The sequence below is a fragment of the Streptococcus oralis genome, from assembly GCF_023109315.1.
Classification (GTDB): Bacteria; Bacillota; Bacilli; order Lactobacillales; family Streptococcaceae; genus Streptococcus; species Streptococcus oralis_BS.
The window spans coordinates 394,063-415,143 of the sequence record NZ_JALDUF010000001.1 but is presented as its reverse complement, the minus strand read 5'-3'; the positions used below and the strand labels follow the sequence as shown (position 1 = coordinate 415,143).

The 21,081-nt window shown below is 42.1% G+C and carries 19 protein-coding genes; 4 read left to right on the top strand and 15 right to left on the bottom strand.

The window, feature by feature from the left end; all coding sequences use genetic code 11:
* Positions 1 to 386: 386 nt before the first annotated feature.
* The 6 genes from carB to M1F74_RS01940 all read right to left on the bottom strand — a co-directional run bounded on the left by carB (position 387) and on the right by M1F74_RS01940 (position 7,981).
* On the bottom strand, positions 387 to 3,563 hold the full coding sequence (gene carB / locus M1F74_RS01965) for a carbamoyl-phosphate synthase large subunit (protein WP_247946139.1): 3,177 nt from the start codon (positions 3,561 to 3,563) through the stop codon (positions 387 to 389).
* Between the two features lie 442 nt (positions 3,564 to 4,005).
* Positions 4,006 to 5,085 carry a carbamoyl phosphate synthase small subunit gene (locus M1F74_RS01960; RefSeq protein WP_000166845.1) on the bottom strand — a complete coding sequence of 360 codons (1,080 nt, stop codon included), beginning with the start codon at positions 5,083 to 5,085 and terminating at the stop codon, positions 4,006 to 4,008.
* Positions 5,086 to 5,134: 49 nt separating this feature from the next.
* Positions 5,135 to 6,058 carry an aspartate carbamoyltransferase catalytic subunit gene (locus M1F74_RS01955; protein ID WP_213988420.1) on the bottom strand — a complete coding sequence of 308 codons (924 nt, stop codon included), beginning with the start codon at positions 6,056 to 6,058 and terminating at the stop codon, positions 5,135 to 5,137.
* 18 nt (positions 6,059 to 6,076) lie between these two features.
* Complete coding sequence (gene pyrR, locus M1F74_RS01950) at positions 6,077 to 6,598, bottom strand: bifunctional pyr operon transcriptional regulator/uracil phosphoribosyltransferase PyrR (RefSeq protein ID WP_000850018.1); 522 nt, start codon at positions 6,596 to 6,598, stop codon at positions 6,077 to 6,079.
* Between the two features lie 210 nt (positions 6,599 to 6,808).
* The gene (nth, locus tag M1F74_RS01945; protein ID WP_000244431.1) at positions 6,809 to 7,438 is read right to left on the bottom strand and encodes an endonuclease III; all 630 of its coding nucleotides are present in this window, start codon (positions 7,436 to 7,438) and stop codon (positions 6,809 to 6,811) included.
* Positions 7,439 to 7,981 (bottom strand): YceD family protein, encoded by a 543-nt coding sequence (locus M1F74_RS01940; protein ID WP_000773192.1) that lies wholly within the window; start codon positions 7,979 to 7,981, stop codon positions 7,439 to 7,441.
* Positions 7,982 to 8,149: 168 nt separating this feature from the next.
* Between M1F74_RS01940 and M1F74_RS01935 the strand changes: the two genes are divergently transcribed.
* Positions 8,150 to 8,479, top strand: coding sequence for a hypothetical protein (locus M1F74_RS01935; protein ID WP_000389554.1), 330 nt, complete (start codon positions 8,150 to 8,152; stop codon positions 8,477 to 8,479).
* A gap of 492 nt (positions 8,480 to 8,971) precedes the next feature.
* Positions 8,972 to 10,531, top strand: a complete 1,560-nt coding sequence (locus M1F74_RS01930; RefSeq protein ID WP_247946138.1) for an ATP-binding cassette domain-containing protein — start codon at positions 8,972 to 8,974, stop codon at positions 10,529 to 10,531.
* A 189-nt stretch (positions 10,532 to 10,720) separates the two neighbouring features.
* On the opposite strand, the gene M1F74_RS01925 is transcribed toward M1F74_RS01930, so the two are convergent.
* The 3 genes from M1F74_RS01925 to M1F74_RS01915 form a co-directional block, all read right to left on the bottom strand.
* Positions 10,721 to 11,320 carry a CPBP family intramembrane glutamic endopeptidase gene (locus tag M1F74_RS01925; protein ID WP_247946137.1) on the bottom strand — a complete coding sequence of 200 codons (600 nt, stop codon included), beginning with the start codon at positions 11,318 to 11,320 and terminating at the stop codon, positions 10,721 to 10,723.
* A gap of 107 nt (positions 11,321 to 11,427) precedes the next feature.
* On the bottom strand, positions 11,428 to 12,327 hold the full coding sequence (gene htpX / locus M1F74_RS01920) for a zinc metalloprotease HtpX (RefSeq protein WP_049501339.1): 900 nt from the start codon (positions 12,325 to 12,327) through the stop codon (positions 11,428 to 11,430).
* Position 12,328: 1 nt separating this feature from the next.
* Complete coding sequence (locus M1F74_RS01915) at positions 12,329 to 12,889, bottom strand: LemA family protein (RefSeq protein WP_033583977.1); 561 nt, start codon at positions 12,887 to 12,889, stop codon at positions 12,329 to 12,331.
* Between the two features lie 93 nt (positions 12,890 to 12,982).
* Between M1F74_RS01915 and rsmG the strand changes: the two genes are divergently transcribed.
* Together rsmG and M1F74_RS01905 are read left to right on the top strand one after the other, a co-directional pair.
* Positions 12,983 to 13,696: a 16S rRNA (guanine(527)-N(7))-methyltransferase RsmG gene (gene rsmG, locus M1F74_RS01910; RefSeq protein ID WP_247946136.1), complete on the top strand. Its 714-nt coding sequence runs from the start codon at positions 12,983 to 12,985 to the stop codon at positions 13,694 to 13,696.
* A gap of 420 nt (positions 13,697 to 14,116) precedes the next feature.
* Positions 14,117 to 15,400, top strand: coding sequence for a uracil-xanthine permease family protein (locus M1F74_RS01905; protein WP_247946135.1), 1,284 nt, complete (start codon positions 14,117 to 14,119; stop codon positions 15,398 to 15,400).
* Positions 15,401 to 15,444: 44 nt separating this feature from the next.
* Here the strand turns inward: M1F74_RS01905 and M1F74_RS01900 are convergent, their stop codons facing one another.
* The 6 genes from M1F74_RS01900 to M1F74_RS01875 all read right to left on the bottom strand — a co-directional run bounded on the left by M1F74_RS01900 (position 15,445) and on the right by M1F74_RS01875 (position 21,076).
* Entirely contained in the window at positions 15,445 to 16,350 is a 906-nt protein-coding gene (locus tag M1F74_RS01900) for a DMT family transporter (protein WP_247946134.1), read from the bottom strand.
* A gap of 8 nt (positions 16,351 to 16,358) precedes the next feature.
* A complete protein-coding gene (locus tag M1F74_RS01895) occupies positions 16,359 to 17,297 on the bottom strand; it encodes a serine hydrolase domain-containing protein (protein WP_247946133.1) in 939 nt (312 codons plus the stop codon).
* Entirely contained in the window at positions 17,294 to 18,019 is a 726-nt protein-coding gene (locus M1F74_RS01890; protein WP_247946132.1) for a CppA family protein, read from the bottom strand. The genes M1F74_RS01895 and M1F74_RS01890 overlap by 4 nt, the downstream gene beginning before the upstream one ends.
* Before the next feature lie 111 nt (positions 18,020 to 18,130).
* Positions 18,131 to 19,000: an aquaglyceroporin Gla gene (gla, locus tag M1F74_RS01885; protein ID WP_000348103.1), complete on the bottom strand. Its 870-nt coding sequence runs from the start codon at positions 18,998 to 19,000 to the stop codon at positions 18,131 to 18,133.
* Between the two features lie 156 nt (positions 19,001 to 19,156).
* Positions 19,157 to 20,323: an ATP-grasp domain-containing protein gene (locus M1F74_RS01880; protein ID WP_247946131.1), complete on the bottom strand. Its 1,167-nt coding sequence runs from the start codon at positions 20,321 to 20,323 to the stop codon at positions 19,157 to 19,159.
* A 12-nt stretch (positions 20,324 to 20,335) separates the two neighbouring features.
* Complete coding sequence (locus M1F74_RS01875; RefSeq protein WP_000546816.1) at positions 20,336 to 21,076, bottom strand: esterase family protein; 741 nt, start codon at positions 21,074 to 21,076, stop codon at positions 20,336 to 20,338.
* Between the last annotated feature and the right edge of the window lie 5 nt (positions 21,077 to 21,081).

The window sequence follows — 21,081 nt, the reverse complement described above, 5'->3', positions numbered from 1 at the left end:
CTTAATTATAACACAAAAAATGAAAACTATATGAAAAACATTTAGTTTTTTCATTATTTTTCTTAAGGCACCTTAATATTTTTCTTAAGGCGCCTTAATTATAACACAAAAAATGAAAACTATATGAAAAACATTTAGTTTTTTCATTATTTTTCTTAAGGCACCTTAATTATAAAAAATATGATAAAAACTTAAGAAAATTCAACAAAATTTTAGGGAAAGTCAGAATAAGTCTACTCATTAACGATAATGATAAATCTATTGATAAACTTTGACATTTAATAGTGAACTGTAACTATTATTTCTAACTCGATTTCTCTATAAAAGAGGAAAAACCAGCGTCTTTTGACGCTGGATAAAAGCTACTTAGATCATTTAACAAGAAACTAAATTGCTTCTGTGACAAAACTACGGCTTTCTAGCACCTTGAGCATGGCATTAGCTGTATCTAGGGCTGTAAAGAGTGGCACACCGTGTTCAATAGCTGAACGGCGAATTTGCTCACCATCTTCATCAGCAGTTCGTTTGGTTCCGACAGTGTTGATGATTGCTTGGATTTTTCCTTTGCGGACAAAACTTGGGATATCCTTCTCATCATCACCGATCTTACCAACAGGTTGAGCATGCAGTCCATGACTAGCAAAGAAGGCTGCTGTCCCTTCTGTCGCGAGGATACCGTAACCGATATTTTGGAAACGACGAGCCAAGTCCAAGGCTTCATCTTTGGCATCATCAGCGATGGTAAAGACCACATTTCCAAAAGTTGGCAAGTGCAGGTAAGAAGCTTCAAAGGCCTTGTACAAAGCTTTTTCAAGAGTAGTATCAGAACCCATAACTTCCCCTGTTGACTTCATTTCAGGACCGAGCAAGCTGTCTACCTTAGCTAGTTTCGTAAAGGAGAAGACAGGCGCCTTGATATGAACGCGAGTGCTTTCTGGATAAAGTCCATCTTGGTAGCCAAGTTCTTCAAGACTTTGACCAAGAATGAGCTTAGTTGCTACTTGAGCCATAGGGATATTGGTCACTTTAGAAAGAAATGGAACCGTACGGCTGGCACGTGGATTGACCTCAATAACGTAGACTTTTTCATCCTTGATAACAAACTGGATGTTCATCATTCCAAGGCAGTTAAGACCGATTGCTAGGCGTTTTGTGTAGTCTGCGATTGTTTCTTGAACCTTCTGAGACAAAGTTTGTGGTGGGTAAACGGCCATTGAGTCACCTGAGTGGACACCGGCACGTTCGATATGCTCCATGATACCAGGGATGAGAACATTTTCTCCATCTGAAATGGCATCAACTTCGCACTCTTGTCCAACGATGTATGAATCAACAAGAACTGGGTGGTCTGGACTGGCCTTAACAGCAGTACGCATGTAAGAACGAAGGTCTTCTTCATTTTCTACGATTTCCATGGCACGTCCACCCAAGACATAAGATGGACGAACTAAGACTGGGAAGCCAATCTTGCGAGCTGCAAGCACCGCTTCTTCTTCATTGGTTGCTGTTTGGCCTGGTGGCTGTGGAATATCCAAGTCTTTAAGGGCTTGCTCAAAGAGGTCGCGGTCTTCCGCCCGGTCTAGGTCAGCAACTTGTGTACCAAGAATGGTCACTCCTGCTTTGGCCAATGGCTCCGCAAGGTTGATGGCTGTTTGACCACCAAACTGAACAATAACGCCTTTTGGTTGCTCCAAATCAATGACATTCATCACATCTTCAAAAGTTAATGGTTCAAAGTAGAGCTTATCAGACACAGAGAAGTCCGTAGAAACGGTCTCTGGGTTTGAGTTCATGATGATGGCCTCATAACCAGCTGCCTGGATTGCCTTAACAGAGTGAACGGTTGCGTAGTCAAACTCAACCCCTTGTCCGATACGGATTGGACCTGAACCTAGGACTAGGACGGATTCCTTATCAGACTTGATAGACTCATTTTCCCATCCATAGGTTGAATAGAAATATGGTGTTTCAGAGTCAAATTCTGCCGCACAGGTATCGACCATCTTATAGACTGGAACAATCTTGTTTTCCAAGCGAAGTTGGCGAACTTGGTCAGCTGTCGTTTCCCAAAGTTCCGCAATCTTACGATCTGAGAAACCATTGAGTTTTGCTGTTTTTAGGACTGCTACATCTTGTGGATGAGTTCCTAATTCTTGCTCAATTTCAAAGATATGCAAGAGTTTATCAAGATAGAAGATATCAATCTTAGTCAAATCTGCAATCTCTTCTGGTGTGTAACCACGGCGAATAGCTTCTGATACGTAGAAGAGACGGTCATCTTGGGCCTTGACAACCTTTTCAATCAAGGCATCATCAGAAACGGTTGCCAATTCAGGCATTTCATTGTGGTGAACCCCAATTTCAAGTGAACGACAGGCTTTTAGAAGAGATTCCTCGATGTTACGACCAATGGCCATGACTTCCCCAGTCGCTTTCATCTGAGTTCCGAGACGACGCTCACCTTTTTCAAACTTGTCAAATGGGAAACGTGGAATCTTAGCAACGACGTAGTCAAGAGCTGGTTCAAACATAGCATAAGTTGAACCTGTAACTGGGTTGATGACCTCATCCAGAGTCAAACCAACGGCAATCTTGGCAGCCAATTTGGCAATCGGATAACCCGTCGCCTTAGAAGCAAGAGCTGACGAACGCGATACACGAGGGTTTACTTCGATAACATAGTACTTGAAGCTATGCGGATCAAGGGCCAGCTGAACGTTACACCCACCTTCAATCTTGAGTGCGCGGATAATGCTCAAGCTCGCGTCACGTAGCATTTGGTTTTCATAGTCTGACATGGTTTGCGCAGGAGCGAAGACGATGGAATCCCCTGTATGAATCCCAACTGGGTCAAAGTTTTCCATGTTACAAACAACTAGTGCATTGTCAGCTGAATCTCGCATCACTTCGTATTCGATTTCCTTGAAACCTGCGATTGAACGTTCAATCAAACATTGGGTAACAGGTGACAGTTTCAACCCATTTTCAGCGATTTCACGTAATTCTTCTTCGTTGGCACACATACCACCACCAGTACCACCAAGGGTAAAGGCTGGACGAACGATAACAGGGTACCCGATTGATGCCGCAAAGGCAACAGCTTCTTCCACTGTGTTGACAATTTCAGATTCAGGGATCGGCTGCTCAAGCTCTTCCATCAATTGTTTAAAGAGGTCACGGTCCTCCGCTTGGTCGATGGCAGATAATTTAGTACCTAGAAGCTCTACTCCCAATTCATCTAGAATACCGTTTTTAGACAATTCCATGGCCATATTGAGTCCTGTCTGACCTCCAAGAGTTGGAAGCAAAGCATCAGGACGTTCCTTACGGAGAATACGTGTCACAAACTCAAGTGTAATCGGTTCGATGTAGACCTTGTCCGCAATCTCCTTATCCGTCATGATGGTGGCAGGATTTGAGTTCACCAAGACAACCTCATAACCTTCCTCTTTCAAAGACAAGCAGGCCTGGGTCCCAGCGTAGTCAAACTCAGCAGCCTGACCAATAATAATCGGACCAGAACCAATCACCATAATTTTTTGAATATCAGTACGTTTAGGCATAGTTTATGATACAAAGCCCGTAAAGAACACAGGGAAAATAGGAAACTCGGTGCAGACGCCTTTAGCGTCAAAACGACGTTTATCTTTTTCACACAGTTCTTAGGGCGTGTTCACTTCCGCGAACAATGTATCTTCTCCTTTCTATTCGGCAACTCTCTGGTTGCCATTAAATAAGTTCTCCGACGATTTTTTAGAGAAACGATATTTTTCGATAAAAAATCTAGTGCAGGGAGTTTTTAGTTCGCCCAATAGCGACTAAAAGAAACGACCTGCCTTTCTATTCGTCGCCTCACAGGGTGACATTAAATAAGATACAAAGGACGATAAGAAAGCGACTGAATTTTAGGAAACCAAGGATAGAAATTCTTCCTTGGTTTATCTAAATTCCGAGCTTTCCGTCCGTGTTCAATTCCATAAATTCTCCGACAAGTCTTACTCGTTCTTAGTTTGATTGTTTAAAGGCTTCCATCATCTCGATAAATTCGTCAAATAGGTAGCTTGCGTCGTGTGGACCAGGAGCTGCGTCTGGGTGGAATTGTACAGAAAAACCTGGTTGGTATCTGTGGCGAACTCCTTCAACTGATTTATCATTGATTTCTTCGTGGGTAATGATCAAATGATCTGGCAAGTCCTCACGGCTAACTGCATAACCGTGGTTCTGGCTGGTGAAGTCTATACGGCCTGTAGCAATCTCACGTACCGCGTGGTTAAATCCGCGGTGACCAAATTTCATCTTGTATGTCTTAGCCCCATTTGCCATAGCAAAAAGTTGGTGTCCCATACAAATTCCGAAAATTGGAATTTTCCCTTGCACACCACGAATCATGTCCAGTGCTTCTGGAACATCTTCTGGGTTACCTGGACCATTTGACAACATAACTCCGTCAGGATTGAGGTGGAGAATTTCTTCCGCCGTTGTTGAATACGGAACGACGGTCACATTACAGTTGCGTTTGGAAAGTTCACGTAGGATTGAGTGCTTAAGACCAAAATCCACTAGCACCACGCTCAAACCAACTCCAGGAGCTGGATATGATGTTTTAGTAGAAACCTGCTTGATATTGTCTGTCGGCAGGACTGTTGCTTGAAGCTGGTCAGTCACATGGTCCATACTGTCTCCAACATGAGTCAAGGTTGCACGCATAGTACCGTGCTTACGAATAATCTTGGTAAGTGCACGCGTATCAATTCCTGAAATCCCTGGAATTTTCTTGGCTTTCAAAAATTCATCCAAGGTCATTTGGTTGCGCCAGTTGCTAGCTCGACGTGCTTCTTCAAAAACGACAACTCCCTTACAAGTCGGAATAATGGATTCGTAATCATCACGATTAATTCCATAATTTCCCACCAAAGGATAAGTAAAGGTCAAGATTTGTCCATTATAAGACTGGTCTGTAATGGACTCTTGGTAGCCGGTCATACCTGTGTTAAAGACGATTTCGCCTGTTACATCAATATCTGCTCCGAAGGCCTTGCCTTCAAAAACTGTGCCATCTTCTAATACTAGAAGTCTTTTTGTCATATTTTCACCTCTCGTGGACGCTCACTGGCGTCTTTTAACGTCTTGTGTTTTAATTGGCGTTTCTACTCGCCAGTACGGATTCTAAGATTGCCATTCGAACAAAGACACCGTTGGTCATTTGTTGGACAATGCGTGATTTTGGCGCTTCAACCAAGTGGTCTGCAATTTCCACATCGCGATTCACTGGAGCAGGATGCATAATAATGGCTTCTTCTTTTAAGCGATTATAGCGTTCTTGGTTCAAACCGTGTTGAGCATGGTAGTCTTCTTTTGAAAAGACTGCTCCACTATCATGGCGTTCATGTTGAACGCGGAGCAACATCAAAACATCCACCTGATCAACAATCTCATCAATAGTTACAAACTGTCCATAGTCCGCAAACTCTTGACTTCTCCATTCCTCAGGTCCTGCAAAGAAAAGTTCAGCTCCCAAGCGTTTCAAAATTTGCATATTGGATTTGGCAACACGTGAATGATCCAAGTCACCTGCAATAGCAACCTTGAGACCCTCAAAGTGACCAAATTCCTCATAAATGGTCATCAAATCAAGCAGGCTCTGACTAGGGTGTTGACCTGAACCATCTCCACCATTGATAATGGAAGTCGTAATCGATGGACTCGCAATCAGTTCTTTATAATAATCGACCTCTGGGTGGCGAATCACGCAGACATCTACACCAAGCGCAGACAAGGTTAGGATTGTGTCATACAGTGTCTCACCCTTGTTTACTGAGCTGGTCTTCACATCAAAGTCCAGTCGCTCCAGCCCTAGCTTAATCTCTGCCACTTCAAAAGATTTATGCGTCCGTGTAGAATCTTCAAAGAAAAGATTGGAAACAATCGGATGGTCTTCATAAGGAAGCTGGGCTCCGTTTTTAAACTCAATCCCTCGTTTGATCAATTTCATCACTTGATCAACAGTGAGGTCTTCCATGGAAACCACATGGTTCAATGCTTGTTGATTTTCTGACATGGCTACTCCTTCAGCTTTCTAAGCTTCTTCAGTAATCAGAACTCTGTCTTGGCCATCAAGTTCTGTCATCTCTACGATGATTTCTTCAGAACGACTGGTTGGGATATTTTTCCCAACGTAATCTGGACGGATAGGCAATTCTCTATGTCCACGATCTACTAGCACCGCAAGACTCACGCGCGCAGGACGACCATGTCCGACAATGTTATCGATAGCAGCACGGATTGTACGACCTGTATAAAGCACATCATCCACCAAGATAACTTCACGGTCTGTCACATCAACAGAAATCAAAGAAGTATCTTCTCCGCTTTTAACATCATCACGGAAAGGTTTGGTGTCCAATTCCACAACAGGAACAGTGATATTTTCCAACTGCTCCAAGCGTTCTTTGATACGATGAGCGATGAAAACACCTCGCGTTTTTATCCCAGCTAGGATAATTTTATTCAAATCTTTATTGCGCTCAATAATCTCATAAGTAATTCGCGTAATCGCTCGTTTGACAGTCAATTCATCTACAACTTCTTTTGTCTTCATGACAAACCTCCAAAAAGAAAAGTCTCCTTCTACAAGGAGACTTGAAATGTATAGCCAAGCGAGCCCTACTGTAAACAGTATAGACTTCACCCTTCTACTTTATCGCGCTCCTTGCCTGCCTCACGGGACAGGTTTAAAGGACTATTTAGTTATCATTTACTATAGCACAAAGCACCCTTAAAATCAAGCAAAAACTTTTTCAGAGTCCCCTTAAACATTACTAAAATCATATAATTGGGGATAGTGGGCACATTCTGGATTTTTGGGATGGCAGATAGCTCGTCCAAAGTAAATCATGGCCTGGTGGGCTGCTAACCATTCTTCTGGTGGCAGAACGTCCATGACACGTTTTTCTACTTCAAGTGGCGTAGCTGATTTTTTAACGATATCGTGATGCTTACAGATACGCTCCACATGAGTGTCCACTGCAAAAGCTGGAATTCCAAAGCCCACGCTCATGACGACATTTGCTGTTTTGCGACCAACACCAGCTAGACTTTCTAATTCCTCTCGAGTCTGAGGCACTTGACCGTCAAAATCGTCTAGTAACTGTTGGGCACATTTTTTAAGGAATTTAGCCTTATTTCGATACAGTCCCAGGCGAGAAATGTGTGAAGCAATTTCACTCTCTGTCGCTACAGACATGGCTTGTGGCGTTGGAAAGGCCGCAAAGAGACCTGGTGTGGCCTTATTTACCGCTGCATCTGTGGTCTGAGCTGACAGCATCACTGCAACCAAGAGTTCAAAATGATTGCGAAAATCTAGACTTGGTTTCGCATCTGGGAAAAGGGCAATGATTTCCTCTATGACATGACGGGCACGTTTCTTGGATAAAACCATCTACTCGTCTCCATTAAATAGTCCTTGTAAACCTGCAAAAGGACTGTTTTCTTCTTTCTTGACTGCTTGTTGGGCTTGGTATTCTTCCTCAGTCATGATTTGCCAGTCATTTCCTGACACAAATCCTTGGCCCGCCTCTTCTTCTGCCGTCAAGACCTTGATTGGGATATTGAGCAAGATATTATCTGCTACGCTCTCAGCAAGGTCGATTTCCCCATTTTCGATAGGCAAGACCAAGTCATCATCTAGAACTTCCTGGTCTAGTTGATTGGTTGCTCCTTCCATGAAAACCTCTGTCACTGGATAAGACTCTGCCAACTCAACTGGCTCCATACTGCGGCTGGAAGCAAGAACAATGGTATATGACAACTGATAGTCTAAAAAATACAGACGGTCTTCATACTGCACCTTCCCCACTGCAAGGATATCTTTGACATCTAAAATCTCTTGATTTCGTTTACGCAAGTCTGCTGCCAGGTCTAAAGCTTGTTCAAAGTGTAGACCTTCAGGCTGCTTACGAATTTCTTGAATATTTAACTTCATATTTCCTCCATAAAGATGTACTCACTTGATTATACCATGAAAAGGCTATAAATCAGCTTTCCAAACTTTGATATTAAAACCTCATTTTTTAACATATTTACTATGACATATTTCCTATTTAGTGCTATACTATAGGCAAGAATACACCAGAGCAGGGAGGATGCTCATATGGAAGACAAAGCACTCATCACTGAAGCTTACCAACTACTTTCCGAGTTAAATAAAAGCTACCAAAGCTGTAAACAAGGTACAACCGATGATTTCCGTCTACAAGAACTGCTAAATACTACTCTGCAAGAGCTTAAAAAAGCAGAAAAGTTGGATAATAGTATCTTAATCGACCTTGAGAAATTTTACCAACGTACCAGTCTATTGATTGGACTTGGTAGTCTAAAACTAAACGATCAAGCACGCACCGCTTGGCGCAACTATGACAAGTTCCATTACCAGCATGTCAAACACGTACTGACTCTCTATGGACCTGTTTTCGGATTCTGATACTTTTCGAAAATCTCTTCAAACCACGTCAGCTTCGCCTTGCCGTTGGTATGGGTTACTGACTTCGTCAGCTCTATCTGCAACCTCAAAGCTGTGCTTTGAGCAGTCTTCGGATCGCTTCCTAGTTTGCCCTTTGATTTTCATTGAGTATAAAAACTAGAATTTCCTGTTTTCTATTGACAAAATTTCCTCAAAAGTATAGGATAGAGGTACTAATACTCGGAGGTAAGGGAGACATGAACAACTAAGTCTATCAAATAAAGAACCTTTATTTAGTAGATCTTGTTTTTGTCTCTTTTTGCATGCTCTTTTTATACTAGATTTTCTAGTATCTTGTCCCCATTGAAAATCAAAAAAACTAGAAAGCTAACCGTCTGCTCCTTTTAGGTTGGGGTAGGCAGCTCCAAGCTAGTTTGACGACCTTTTCAACGAGGATAATAGAGTTTTTAACAGTGACTTTGGGCTCTACTAGATAAAGTAGAGCTTTTTGTTATGCACTATCGACATTCTAGAAAGGGCAACAATATGATAAAAATCAATCATCTAACCATCACGCAAAACAAAGATCTACGAGATCTTGTATCTGACCTAACCATGACTATCCAAGACGGGGAAAAGGTTGCTATTATTGGTGAAGAAGGAAATGGCAAATCGACTTTACTACGAGCTTTAATGGGGGAAGCATTACCTGATTTTACTATCAAGGGCGACATTCAGTCTGACCTTCAATCACTGGCCTACATTCCTCAAAAACTAGCTGAGGACCTGAAAAAGAAAACTCTACATGACTACTTCTTTTTGGATTCTGCTGATTTAGACTACAGTATTCTTTATCGTTTGGCGGAGGAGTTGCACTTTGATAGCGACCGTTTTGCTAGCGATCAAGAAATTGGCAGTCTATCAGGGGGCGAGGCTTTGAAAATTCAGCTCATACATGAATTAGCCAAACCCTTTGAGATTCTATTTTTAGATGAACCTTCAAATGACCTAGACCTTGAGACGGTTGATTGGCTAAAAAGTCAGATTCAAAAAACCAGGCAAACTGTTATTTTCATCTCCCATGATGAAGACTTTCTTTCTCAAACGGCAGATACTATTGTCCACTTGCGACTGGTCAAGCATCGAAAAGAAGCGGAAACGCTAGTCGAGCATTTAGACTACGATAGCTATAGTGACCAGAGAAAGGTTAGTTTTGCCAAACAAAGTCAGCAAGCTGCTAACGACCAGAGAGCTTATGACAAAACCATGGAAAAGCATCGTCGCGTCAAGCAAAATGTAGAAACTGCACTTCGAGCAACCAAAGACAGTACTGCCGGTCGCCTATTGGCTAAAAAGATGAAAACTGTTCTCTCTCAAGAAAAACGCTTTGAAAAGGAAGCTCAGTCCATGACCCAAATGCCACTTGAAGAGGAACAAATCCAACTTTTCTTTTCAGACATCCAACCATTACCATCTTCTAAAGTCTTAGTCCAACTGGAAAAAGAAAATTTGTCCATTGGCCAGCGCATTTTAGCTCAGGAGTTACGACTAACGGTCCGTGGCCAAGATAAAATCGGTATCATCGGGCCAAATGGTGTTGGAAAATCAACTCTGTTAGCCAAATTGCAACAACTGCTCAGCGCTAAAAGAGAAATATCGCTTGGTTTTATGCCACAAGATTACCATAAAAAACTGCAATTGGATTTATCTCCAGTAGCCTATCTCAGCCAAACTGGGGAAAAAGAGGAGCTACAGAAAATCCAATCTCACCTAGCCAGTCTCAATTTCAACTATCCAGAGATGCACCACCAAATCCGCTCCCTATCTGGCGGGCAACAAGGCAAACTCCTACTTTTGGATTTAGTGTTGCACAAACCAAACTTTCTCCTTCTGGATGAGCCTACACGTAATTTTTCTCCCACTTCTCAACCCGAAATCAGAAAACTCTTTGCCTCCTATCCCGGCGGTCTGATCACTGTTTCGCATGACAGACGCTTCTTAAAAGAGGTCTGTACGAGTATCTATCGTTTGACAGAAAATGGTTTGGAAGTTGTTGATTTACAAGATTTATAATTTTTGAACATAGCAAAAATCCAGAGACTTCTCTGGATTCTTTTTACATACGTCGCTCTTGGGAACATTGATATAAAGATCGCTGCTGGCATCATCGACGTGACAGATTATGCTCTGGCTTTTGTTTAAATTGTATAAGCTAGAAATCATTTTTTACTATCTTACAGCTCAAAGCATTCTAATGTAGCATTATCTCATGTACAAAAAGCAAAATGCAACCAGATTATTGAGGACATGCAAAAGAATGGAATTCCATAGGTTGTCAGAAGTCTTATACCTTACCCCAAATGCAAATCCCATACCTAAATAGCTGATAAAGCTAGGAATAGTATAGGGACCATGAAGATAAGCAAAAAGAAGCGATGTGGCAAACAATCCAAAATAGGTATTCTTAAATACTATCCCCTGTAACATACCTCGCATAAAGATTTCTTCCGTGACAGGTGCCAAAACACAGAGATCCACAAAAAGTACAGACCATGAAAGTGATAAACTTTGCACAGTTTGAGTTGTGTCTGATTGGGTAGGGCCTAAAAAATTGACCAAAATATAAAAGAGGAAAAGCAAGGCGTATGAAAGAAAACATTTAAGAATATCTTTTAGGCTGATTTGCCGAATGTGAAACAAGTCATACTTTTTTCCTACATATAAAAATAATGCAAGTTCAACAAGTGTAAAAAGGATTGATAGCGGTAATGAATTTATTCGCATGATTTTCTCTGCTATACTCAAATGAATCGGCATAAAAATCAAAATCAAGAAAAACGTCATCCAGCGCTTATACATCATTCACCTCAATTATATAGAATTACATATATTATACTATTTTTTGGAGAGATAACAAGTTAAAAGCGAGATACTAAAAGCAAAAATCCAGAGGTCATCTCTGGATTTTTTTACATCTGTTTCAAGCGTTCGATTCGTTCTGAGATAGGTGGGTGGGTATAAAAGAGTTTTTGAAGTCCCCCACCTTTCTTCGGATCATTGATATAAAGAGCGCTGCTGGCATCGTCAACATGGTGATGCATCGGCTCGCTATTTTCCAACTTACGCAAGGCATTGATCATCCCTTGAGGATTACGAGTCAGCTCCACACTGGATGCATCCGCCAGAAATTCCCTCTGACGGGAAATGGCTAATTGCACCAAGGTTGCTGCGAGAGGTGCTAGAACAATGGCTAAGAGAGAGATAACAAGCATGATAATCTCCAAACCATTTCCATCGCGATCATTATCACTCCGTCTGCGACCAGCGCCTCCCCACCACATCATCCGTCCTGCCATACTAGACAGAAGGGTAATGGCACTGGCGAGGGCGACAGCAATGGTCGAAATGCGGATATCGTAGTTTCGGATATGACTGACTTCATGACCCATAACAGCTTCTAGCTCCTCACGATTCATGATAGCCAGAAGACCCGAAGTGGCTGCGACTGCTGCATTCTGCGGGTTGGAACCTGTTGCAAAGGCATTTAAAGAAGAATCCTCAATAATGAAAACACGCGGCATAGGAATCTGAGCCACCATGGCCATATCTTCTACTACATGGTAGAGGTCTGGTGCTGTTTGCTCATCAACCTCACGCGCCCCATTCATGGACATGACAATCTCTGTCGATTGAAAGATCATGGTCAGAGCGTAGATAAGACCAATAATCAAGGCAATAATCATGCCACCAAGACCTGAGCGCATGAAGAGATAGCCAACCGCATAACCAACCAAGGCCAAGAGTAGGAAGAAAACCAGCAACAAAATCCAGGTTTTTCGTTTATTGCTCGCAATTTGATCAAACAACATCTTAGTCACCTAATCCGCTAAAGTCAACTTTAGGAACTGCCTTTTCCTCTTCAGGCGTTTGAAGGAAGTCTGCAGCTTTAAAGCCAAATAGTCCTGCGATGACATTACTTGGGAAACTTTCAAGTTTTACATTGTAGTTGCTGACAATACTGTTGTAGAGTTGGCGTGAGTAAGAAATTTTATTTTCTGTATTGGTCAACTCTTCTTGCAATTTGATAAAGTTAGCACTAGCTTTCAAGTCTGGGTAATTCTCTGCTACTGCAAAGATACCAGAAATCTGGCGGGTAAGGGCATCACTGGCCTTCATAGCTTCTGCCGGTGAAGTTGCTGCGGCTACTTGTCTACGAAGTTCTGTTACTTTTTCCAAAGTAGAACCTTCATATTTCGCATAGCCTTTAACCGTTTCAATCAAGTTTGGGAGGAGATCATTACGACGCTTCAACTGAACATCTATCTGGCTCCAAGCCTCCTTGGTCTGCATACGATTTTTAACCAAACCGTTATAGCTAACAATCACAAAAATAACAATCAGAGCCAAAACTCCAAGAATAATCCAAGTCATAATCTTATTCCTTTCTGCTTTTAGATTAATACCAGTATATCAAAATTTTAACGAATATGGTAAAATAAGATGATACTAGAGAAGGAAACTACTATGAAACCAGAAACATTTTACAGACTACTAGCTGAGCAAAATCTTCCACTTTCTGACCAGCAAAAGAACCAATTTGAACGTTATTTTGAGCTCTTGGTCGAGTGGAATGAAAAGATTAATTTGACGGCTATTACAGACAAAGAAGAGGTTTATCTCAAACATTTTTATGATTCGATTGCACCCATCCTGCAAGGCTTAATTTCAAATGAAACTATCAAACTTCTTGATATCGGAGCGGGGGCAGGATTTCCTAGTCTGCCCATGAAAATCCTCTATCCTCAGTTAGATGTGACCATCATTGATTCGCTCAATAAGCGCATCAACTTCCTTCAGCTTTTGGCTCAAGAGTTGGATTTGGATGGTGTTCACTTTTACCATGGACGGGCAGAAGACTTTGCCCAAGACAAGAACTTCCGTGCCCAGTTTGATGTGGTGACGGCTCGTGCGGTTGCCCGTATGCAGGTTTTGTCTGAGCTGACCATTCCCTATCTTAAAGTCGGCGGAAAACTATTGGCACTCAAGGCCAGCAATGCTCCTGAGGAATTGCTAGAAGCTAAGAATGCCCTCAACCTCCTCTTTAGTAAGGTAGAGGAAAACCTCAGCTATGCCCTACCAAATGGAGATCCGCGCTACATCACTGTGGTCGAAAAGAAAAAAGAAACCCCAAATAAATATCCACGTAAGGCTGGCATGCCCAACAAACGCCCACTTTAAACAATGGTGCACCCTTGTTTAAAATTCAGAAAACCATTTACAAAATCAACCTCGCTTTATTATTTCTAGGCTCGGAAAAAAATGATTTACAAAATCATACCTCGCTCTCGTATTTCTAGGCTCGAGAAAAATTCGTTTACAAAACGGACCTCGCTCTCGCATTTCCGGGCTCGGGAAAAAATGATTTACAAAATCAAACCTCGCTCTCGCATTTCTAGGCTCGGGAAAAATTCGTTTACAAAACGAATTTTTTCTGCTATACTATCCTAAGCAAAGGTTTTTAATGCCATCCTGTGAGGTGACGAAGGCGCAGATTTATATAAATTTTTAAAAGATAGCTATTTTTTAAAAAGTCTTACTCTGAGGGCCTATTGCTGCAAAATAATGGGCTCTTTTTTGGTGCCCAAAAGTGAGGTTTTTATGAAACAGGAATCAACTGTTAACTTGTTACTAGACGTTGATCAACGTCCTTCTGCTGGTAAAGGCATTCTTCTAAGCTTCCAGCACGTGTTTGCTATGTTTGGTGCAACCATTCTCGTTCCCTTAATTTTGGGAATGCCCGTATCGGTTGCTCTCTTTGCATCCGGTATTGGAACACTTATCTATATGATTTCTACAGGTTTTAAGGTTCCAGTTTACCTAGGTTCTTCATTCGCCTTTATCACGGCTATGTCTCTAGCCATGAAAGAAATGGGGGGCGATGTATCTGCTGCTCAAACTGGAGTTATCCTGACTGGTTTAGTCTATGTCCTTGTAGCAGCAAGTGTTCGTTTTGCAGGTACGAAATGGATTGATAAACTCTTGCCACCAATCATTATCGGACCTATGATTATCGTTATCGGTCTTGGTCTTGCTGGTTCTGCTGTAACGAATGCTGGACTTGTAGCAGACGGAAACTGGAAAAACGCCCTTGTAGCCGTTGTTACGTTCTTGATTGCGGCCTTTATCAATACAAAAGGAAAAGGTTTCCTTCGTATCATTCCTTTCCTCTTTGCCATCATCGGTGGTTATATCTTCGCTATGATGCTTGGTTTGGTTGACTTTACCCCAGTCCTTCAAGCCAATTGGTTTGAAATTCCTGGTTTCTACTTGCCATTTAGTACTGGTGGTGCCTTTAAAGAATACAACTTGTACTTTGGCCCTGAAACAATCGCTATCTTGCCAATCGCTATTGTAACCATTTCAGAACACATCGGAGACCACACAGTTTTGAGCCAAATCTGTGGCCGTCAATTCCTAAAAGAACCAGGACTTCACCGTACGCTTCTCGGTGACGGTATCGCGACATCTGTATCTGCCTTCCTCGGTGGACCAGCTAATACGACCTACGGAGAAAATACAGGGGTTATCGGGATGACTCGTATCGCTTCTGTCTCTGTTATCCGTAACGCGGCCTTCATCGCCATTGCTCTTAGCTTCCTAGGTAAATTCACTGCCTTGATTTCAACCATTCCAAATGCTGTGCTTGGTGGGATGTCCATCCTTCTCTACGGAGTTATCGCCAGCAACGGTCTGAAAGTTTTGATTAAAGAGCGAGTTGACTTTAGCCAGATGCGTAACCTCATCATTGCTAGTGCCATGTTGGTACTTGGACTTGGTGGAGCCATCCTCAAACTTGGCCCAGTTACACTTTCAGGTACTGCTCTATCAGCCATGACAGGAATCATCTTAAACTTGATTTTGCCACACGAAAATAAAGACTAATCATCTATACACACAAAATCCACTCGATTGAGTGGATTTTTTAATTACTTACTCTTTATTTCCAACAGTAAATCTTTCAATGAAATAATGGTCACGGCTAGTAAAATCATGGCCATACCGACAAAATCAATCGCATAAAACTGTTCCTTCATAATCAGAAAGGCAAAGAAAACAGCAGAAATTGGCTCTATGGAAGCTAATAAACTAGACTTAACAGGGCCTATTAGACTAGCTCCTTTTAGGAAAGCTGTATAGGCAAAGACCGTTCCGATGATGATAATCCCAGCAAATGCAAAGAGAAAATCTAGACTAGTCGGTATGCTGGCCTGTAAGACTCCTGTAAAGGGAAGAGCCACCACACCAGAAATAACCATCCCAACACCAATCACCAAAATACTGCCCCACTTCTTAATCAAAGCGATGGGAAGGATAATATAGAGGGCATAGGTCAAGGCAGAAAAGAGACCCCAGAAAAGGCCTAGGGGTGTGACAGACAACTGGTCAACTTTCCCGTGCGTCGCAATCAGAAAAGTTCCTCCTATAGCCAAGCCAATCGAAATAATCTCAGCCAATGTCGGTGCTACCTTATCCTTCATACAGGTATAAACCAAGATCCCAACGGGACATACATACTGAAGAACTGTCGCCGTTCCAGCATTGGTTTCCTGAATGGCAGAAAGATAGGCAAACTGGTTTAAGAAAAGTCCGAACACTGCAAATAACAACAGAGATAGCAGACTTTTTTTGTCTTTTAAAAAAGAAAGGAATTTATCCTTTGCAGTCACATAGGATAAGACTACCAGTGCCAAACCTGCAATGATAAGTCGCAAATTGGTCAAGACTAGAGCAGAAACCCCGTGTGCCATCAGGTATTGGCCACTGGTTCCAGACAAGCCCCAGGCAATCCCTGCCACTACTGTATATAGAGTTCCTTTTAATGTTTTTGACATGATTCTCCCTACTCCTCCCTACGAATCATATCCATGACTTGATTTCGGTCGAGTATCCACTGGGCACGCTCATCCTTCTCATACGTTCGATTGGATAAAAAGATAGCAGCTTCTTGTTTCTCCCGATTCCACATGATAAAGGTACCAGTATAGCCCGTATGGTCGAGCCAAGCTCCTCCTTCCAGATTCCAGGCTAGGGAACGCTCCTTATTCTCTAAGGGAGAAAAATTTTGGCTCAAATCTGCTGCAAAATCATCTTTTAAGTAATGTTCCAGAAAGATTTGCAAATCCTTAACAGTCGAAAACAAACCAGCACTTCCAGCGTGTTTCCCTAATAGACGAGCTTTGGGATCGTGAATGATTCCGGCCTCCACTCCTCTCACTGTTGGTACAGCTTGCTCAACGGGACCAAACTTGGTTTCCTTCATCCCCCATGGTTTCAAAACTTGTTCTTCTATAATCTGATCTAAGTCTTGGTTAAAGATTTTTTCCAAAAGAAAGCCCAAGAGTAAAAAGTGAACGTCCGAGTATAGAAAAGCAGGCTGACTTCGTCTATTGAGGTGAAACATGGCTTCTCTCAATTCCTCAGCGCTTAACTGGTCTCTGTTAGGAATAAAGGGGTCCAGGTCTGTAGCATGGATCAGAAGTTGTCGTATGGTAATATCTGGATAATCACACTCTGGTAATAATTCTGTCACCGGTCGATTAATATCGAATTTGCCCTGCTTCCACAAGAAGATGAGAACTGTCCCTACTCCCACGACTTTACTCACACTAGCCAGATCATAAACCAAATCGCTCTCTGTTTTCAAGCCCCGTTCTGGATCACTCAATCCTAGATAAGACTCTTTCCATTCACCATCCTTATAATACGCAAAAGAGGCCCCGGGATAAATCCCTGCCTCGATTTGATTTTCTATTTTTCTTAGAATTTTTTCCAACTTCATGCTTCTTCAAACCACAATTCAATGTTATTGGTATCTTTACCAAGGAAGAATTTTTCAGACTTAGGGACAAAGTAGCCTGTCTTTTCAAATTTCTGACGAAGACTGGTTCGATCAAAATTTCTTACTAAAAATTTCAACATCGTCAGGTCCCAAGTGACATTGTTTTCAACAGCCAAATCTGGCCCTTGCCCTTTAGTAAAGGTGATTGCTTGCGCTACTCCTTCAGGATCAAGTAAACTCTCTGTCTCTTCAGGCAAACGCAACTCCATAGAAACCTCAAATTGGCTCACGTATTTTATACTTGTATTTGAATAAAATTCAGGAACAGTTTCCAGTGGAACCAGATCTCTTATATCATTTTCTGCATGAACAAGGATCACATCCTCTTCAGGAGAAACAATCTCAAAAGCATATCCACGACTTCCTTTAAACAAGCGAGGAAGAGACTTCATTTGAGAAAGAAGGGCCTCGATTTCGGAAGGATCCTCAACCTTTATCAAGAGCCTAGCTAGCTTCTTAAGTCCTTCAACTCTGCGAGTTCGCATGCTTGGAGCCTCTTCTAAAATCAATCTCTCCGTACCCGTCTGGTCGCCTAATGAAAGAAAGGCAGACTCTTCTAGTAAGGGTTTCATTCCTAGAGTTTCAATATAAAATATCTCATTTAATTTTCGATTATTAACTTTCAAAGTCGGAATGATCCGAACAATCTCATTCACATCCATAAGTTCCTCCAACTCTTTTATTTTAAAGGATTTTAGAATATTTTACAAGCCATATTTGTTTAAATTAGAAAATTTTCCAAGAAAAAAACTGGGTTTCCCCAGTTTCGTTTCTTATAGGTAAAGTAGTTTGAATAGTGCTACTGCTGCAATTCCCGCTGCAATTGGAGCTACAACTGGAACCCAAGCATACCACCATTTTGAATCACCCTTGTGTTGACCAAGAACTGATTTTGGAAGGAGTTCGTGAAGAAGACGTGGTCCAAAGTCACGAGCTGGGTTCAAACCAGGTCCAGTAGGTCCACCGAGTGAAGTTACCAAGGCCATTACTAGGAAACCAAGTCCTAAATGAGCTACTGAAAGACCTGCTGCTGTGTGTGGTGCTATTTGAGCTTTGATAGCTAATTCAGAGAAGTCAACTGTTTGATTAGCCTGCGTTGCCATTTGCTTCATGTATTGCATTACTTCTGCACCAAAAAAGTTTTTAGTCATTCCTAGGGCTGCAAAGAACAAAATAAACGAACCGACAAACTCATTGATAAAACCATTTACACTTGCTGCGAAACGTGATTCTTTTGTACCGTGATCAACATTTGAAATCGTTGAGAAAGTACCCAAAATGTTATTAGAATTCTCTGTTTTCAAGTAGTAAGGACGGTGAGTTGCCACAACCATAGCTTGACCAAAAATCGCTCCTAAAACTTGCGCAAGGATGTAATATGGTACTTGTGCCCAAGGGAAAAGTCCACTCACAGCAAGTCCAAGTGTGAAAGCTGGGTTGATGTGGTTACCAGATACATTACCGAACATCAAGGCTGGGATCATAACCCCCATACCGTAACCAACCGCGATAACGAGCCAGCCACTTTGGTGACCTTTCGTACCTTTAAGTTCAACGTTAGCAACTGCACCATTACCAAGAATGATCAAAATGGCAGTTCCCAAAAATTCAGTGGCATATTTAATAGCCCATGTAAAATCCATTTGATAGATTCTCCTTAATTTTTTTAGACAATCCTTATTCTATCAATTTTTAGACCTTTTAGCAACAGATTTTCTAAAAGAATCTATGGAAAACGCTTTATTTAACTTATCTTTAAGAAAAGGACAAAAGAAGTCAAACTCCCTTCATCCTTTTCGTTACTCTTGACGCTGACCAAAGTCTGCAATCATCTGCTCCAGCTCCTCACGACTTGGAGTTGTCAACATATAGAGGATATCTCCTTGTAACTCTGCAAAGGCTGCTGGCATGATTTTTTTGACCTTGAATTGCTGACTGTATTTAGCAAGCAAGTCTTCTTCTGAATAGACATAGTTAGCATTTGCACGACGTGATGTAGCTAAACAGTATTGAGGTTCAAACTCTGATGCTGGGAACTCTTCTCCTGCGACAATCGCTGCATAGCCACGATAGAGGTCCAAGGAATGAGCAAAGTTATAAACGTCAATGGTAAAGCCACCTGCGGGACGATTATTGTACTCAATGGCAATGTAGTCGTCCCCTTCACGGAAAAACTCGATATGGAAAAAGCGTTCTTTCATACCAAATTCCTTGACAATGGCCTCGCCATACTTGCGCAGTTTGGGATCCATATCCTTGAGTACATAGTAGGAATTGTCCATCTTATAAATCATCAGATCAAGTGGAGTATGGGCATAATCGAAAGTCGTTGAAAAGACGATGTTGCCATCCTTGTCCACAAGCCCGTCAAAGGTACAGATTTCGCTAGAAGTAACAAATTTTTCAAAGAAATACACGGTTGAATGATCCCATTCAGCCTTAAAGTGATTTACATCTTCTTCTGTCTCAAGCTTAAAGGTTGCTGCTGCTCCCACTCCATTGTCAGGTTTGGCAATCATTGGTAGACCAATCGTCTCAACTGCTTTATCCACGTCTGCTTCCGTCTGGATAACGGCCCCAGGTACCACAGGGACACCTGCTTTTTTGAAAAGTTTCTTCATCTCAGACTTATATTTGGTCTTTTTGAGATCCTCCGGTTTGGCTCCAAAGACATTGAATTGCTCACGAAGGGCTGCGTCTAACTCAAGCCAGTATTCATTGTGGGACTCGATGCGGTCGATTGGGCCATGCTTGTAGAACAGAAAAGCTACTGCACGTTTAACCTCATCGATATTTTCAAGATTATCAACTCGGAAATACTCAGTCAAGCTATTGCGCAATGGTTCATCTAGTTGCTCATAGGGTTCTTGCCCAATCCCTAGAACGGTGATGCCTTTATTGGCTAGCTCGATGGTAAACTGTTGAAAGTTTTGCGGATAGTAGGGAGAAATAACAAGGTAATTCATAGGCAACTCCTTTTATAGATACAGGTGTCCAAGAAAATAGGGCATTTGTTTACGCCACCATTCCCAGTCATGGGCGACATCGTGTCCCCATTCAGCAAACCAGGCTGGAATTTGTTTCTGGTCAAAGGCTTCTTTGAGCTTGTAGAAAGATGGTAGACCGTCTTGTTCCCAAGCACCAAGGCCCGTACAGACGACGATTTCTGCCTGACGGTAACGGTCGATAAACCATCCGTCGTTTTGATTCCAGATATAATCTACTGGCGAGTTTTGGTAAATAGCATCATCATTGTAGTAATCGCCGACAAAGAAACGTGCGTCGTAAACACCACTGAGTGCAATCACCTTGGTAAAGACATCTGGATGCTGGAGGAAGAAATTAAGTGCATGGTAGGCCCCCATCGAGCAACCTGTCGTCATCATACCATCAAACCAACCTGTCTTATGCTTGATAAAAGGAATGGCTTCCTCAATTACATAGCGTTCGTAGGCGCGGTGCATCTCCGCCTGGTCATGACCATTTTTCCAAGTAGCCAACCAGCTCTCACTGTCGACACTGGAGAGAGTAAAGAACTGGACACGCCCCTCCTCGATAAAGGAAGCACAGGCGTCAATCATGCCAAAATCATAGTATTCGTTGTGACTGCCACCAGATGAAGCAAAAACCACAACTGGAATTCCAGCATGTCCGTAACGGTTAAGGTACATTTCACGATTAAGATTGCCACTCCAGTGGCTGAGGTTTTCAATATGCATTGGCT

What these genes read in the sequence shown, in the direction of transcription:
- M1F74_RS01890 (WP_247946132.1), bottom strand. Translation starts at nt 18,019, where the DNA reads ATGGATGTGAATGAGATTGTTCGGATCATTCCGACTTTGAAAGTTAAT.
- rsmG (WP_247946136.1), top strand. Translation starts at nt 12,983, where the DNA reads ATGAAACCAGAAACATTTTACAGACTACTAGCTGAGCAAAATCTTCCA.
- nth (WP_000244431.1), bottom strand. Translation starts at nt 7,438, where the DNA reads ATGGTTTTATCCAAGAAACGTGCCCGTCATGTCATAGAGGAAATCATT.
- M1F74_RS01875 (WP_000546816.1), bottom strand. Translation starts at nt 21,076, where the DNA reads ATGCATATTGAAAACCTCAGCCACTGGAGTGGCAATCTTAATCGTGAA.
- M1F74_RS01935 (WP_000389554.1), top strand. Translation starts at nt 8,150, where the DNA reads ATGGAAGACAAAGCACTCATCACTGAAGCTTACCAACTACTTTCCGAG.
- M1F74_RS01900 (WP_247946134.1), bottom strand. Translation starts at nt 16,350, where the DNA reads ATGTCAAAAACATTAAAAGGAACTCTATATACAGTAGTGGCAGGGATT.
- M1F74_RS01895 (WP_247946133.1), bottom strand. Translation starts at nt 17,297, where the DNA reads ATGAAGTTGGAAAAAATTCTAAGAAAAATAGAAAATCAAATCGAGGCA.
- pyrR (WP_000850018.1), bottom strand. Translation starts at nt 6,598, where the DNA reads ATGAAGACAAAAGAAGTTGTAGATGAATTGACTGTCAAACGAGCGATT.
- carB (WP_247946139.1), bottom strand. Translation starts at nt 3,563, where the DNA reads ATGCCTAAACGTACTGATATTCAAAAAATTATGGTGATTGGTTCTGGT.
- M1F74_RS01925 (WP_247946137.1), bottom strand. Translation starts at nt 11,320, where the DNA reads ATGATGTATAAGCGCTGGATGACGTTTTTCTTGATTTTGATTTTTATG.
- M1F74_RS01930 (WP_247946138.1), top strand. Translation starts at nt 8,972, where the DNA reads ATGCACTATCGACATTCTAGAAAGGGCAACAATATGATAAAAATCAAT.
- M1F74_RS01905 (WP_247946135.1), top strand. Translation starts at nt 14,117, where the DNA reads ATGAAACAGGAATCAACTGTTAACTTGTTACTAGACGTTGATCAACGT.
- M1F74_RS01880 (WP_247946131.1), bottom strand. Translation starts at nt 20,323, where the DNA reads ATGAATTACCTTGTTATTTCTCCCTACTATCCGCAAAACTTTCAACAG.
- gla (WP_000348103.1), bottom strand. Translation starts at nt 19,000, where the DNA reads ATGGATTTTACATGGGCTATTAAATATGCCACTGAATTTTTGGGAACT.
- M1F74_RS01940 (WP_000773192.1), bottom strand. Translation starts at nt 7,981, where the DNA reads ATGAAGTTAAATATTCAAGAAATTCGTAAGCAGCCTGAAGGTCTACAC.
- htpX (WP_049501339.1), bottom strand. Translation starts at nt 12,327, where the DNA reads ATGTTGTTTGATCAAATTGCGAGCAATAAACGAAAAACCTGGATTTTG.
- M1F74_RS01955 (WP_213988420.1), bottom strand. Translation starts at nt 6,058, where the DNA reads ATGTCAGAAAATCAACAAGCATTGAACCATGTGGTTTCCATGGAAGAC.
- M1F74_RS01960 (WP_000166845.1), bottom strand. Translation starts at nt 5,085, where the DNA reads ATGACAAAAAGACTTCTAGTATTAGAAGATGGCACAGTTTTTGAAGGC.
- M1F74_RS01915 (WP_033583977.1), bottom strand. Translation starts at nt 12,889, where the DNA reads ATGACTTGGATTATTCTTGGAGTTTTGGCTCTGATTGTTATTTTTGTG.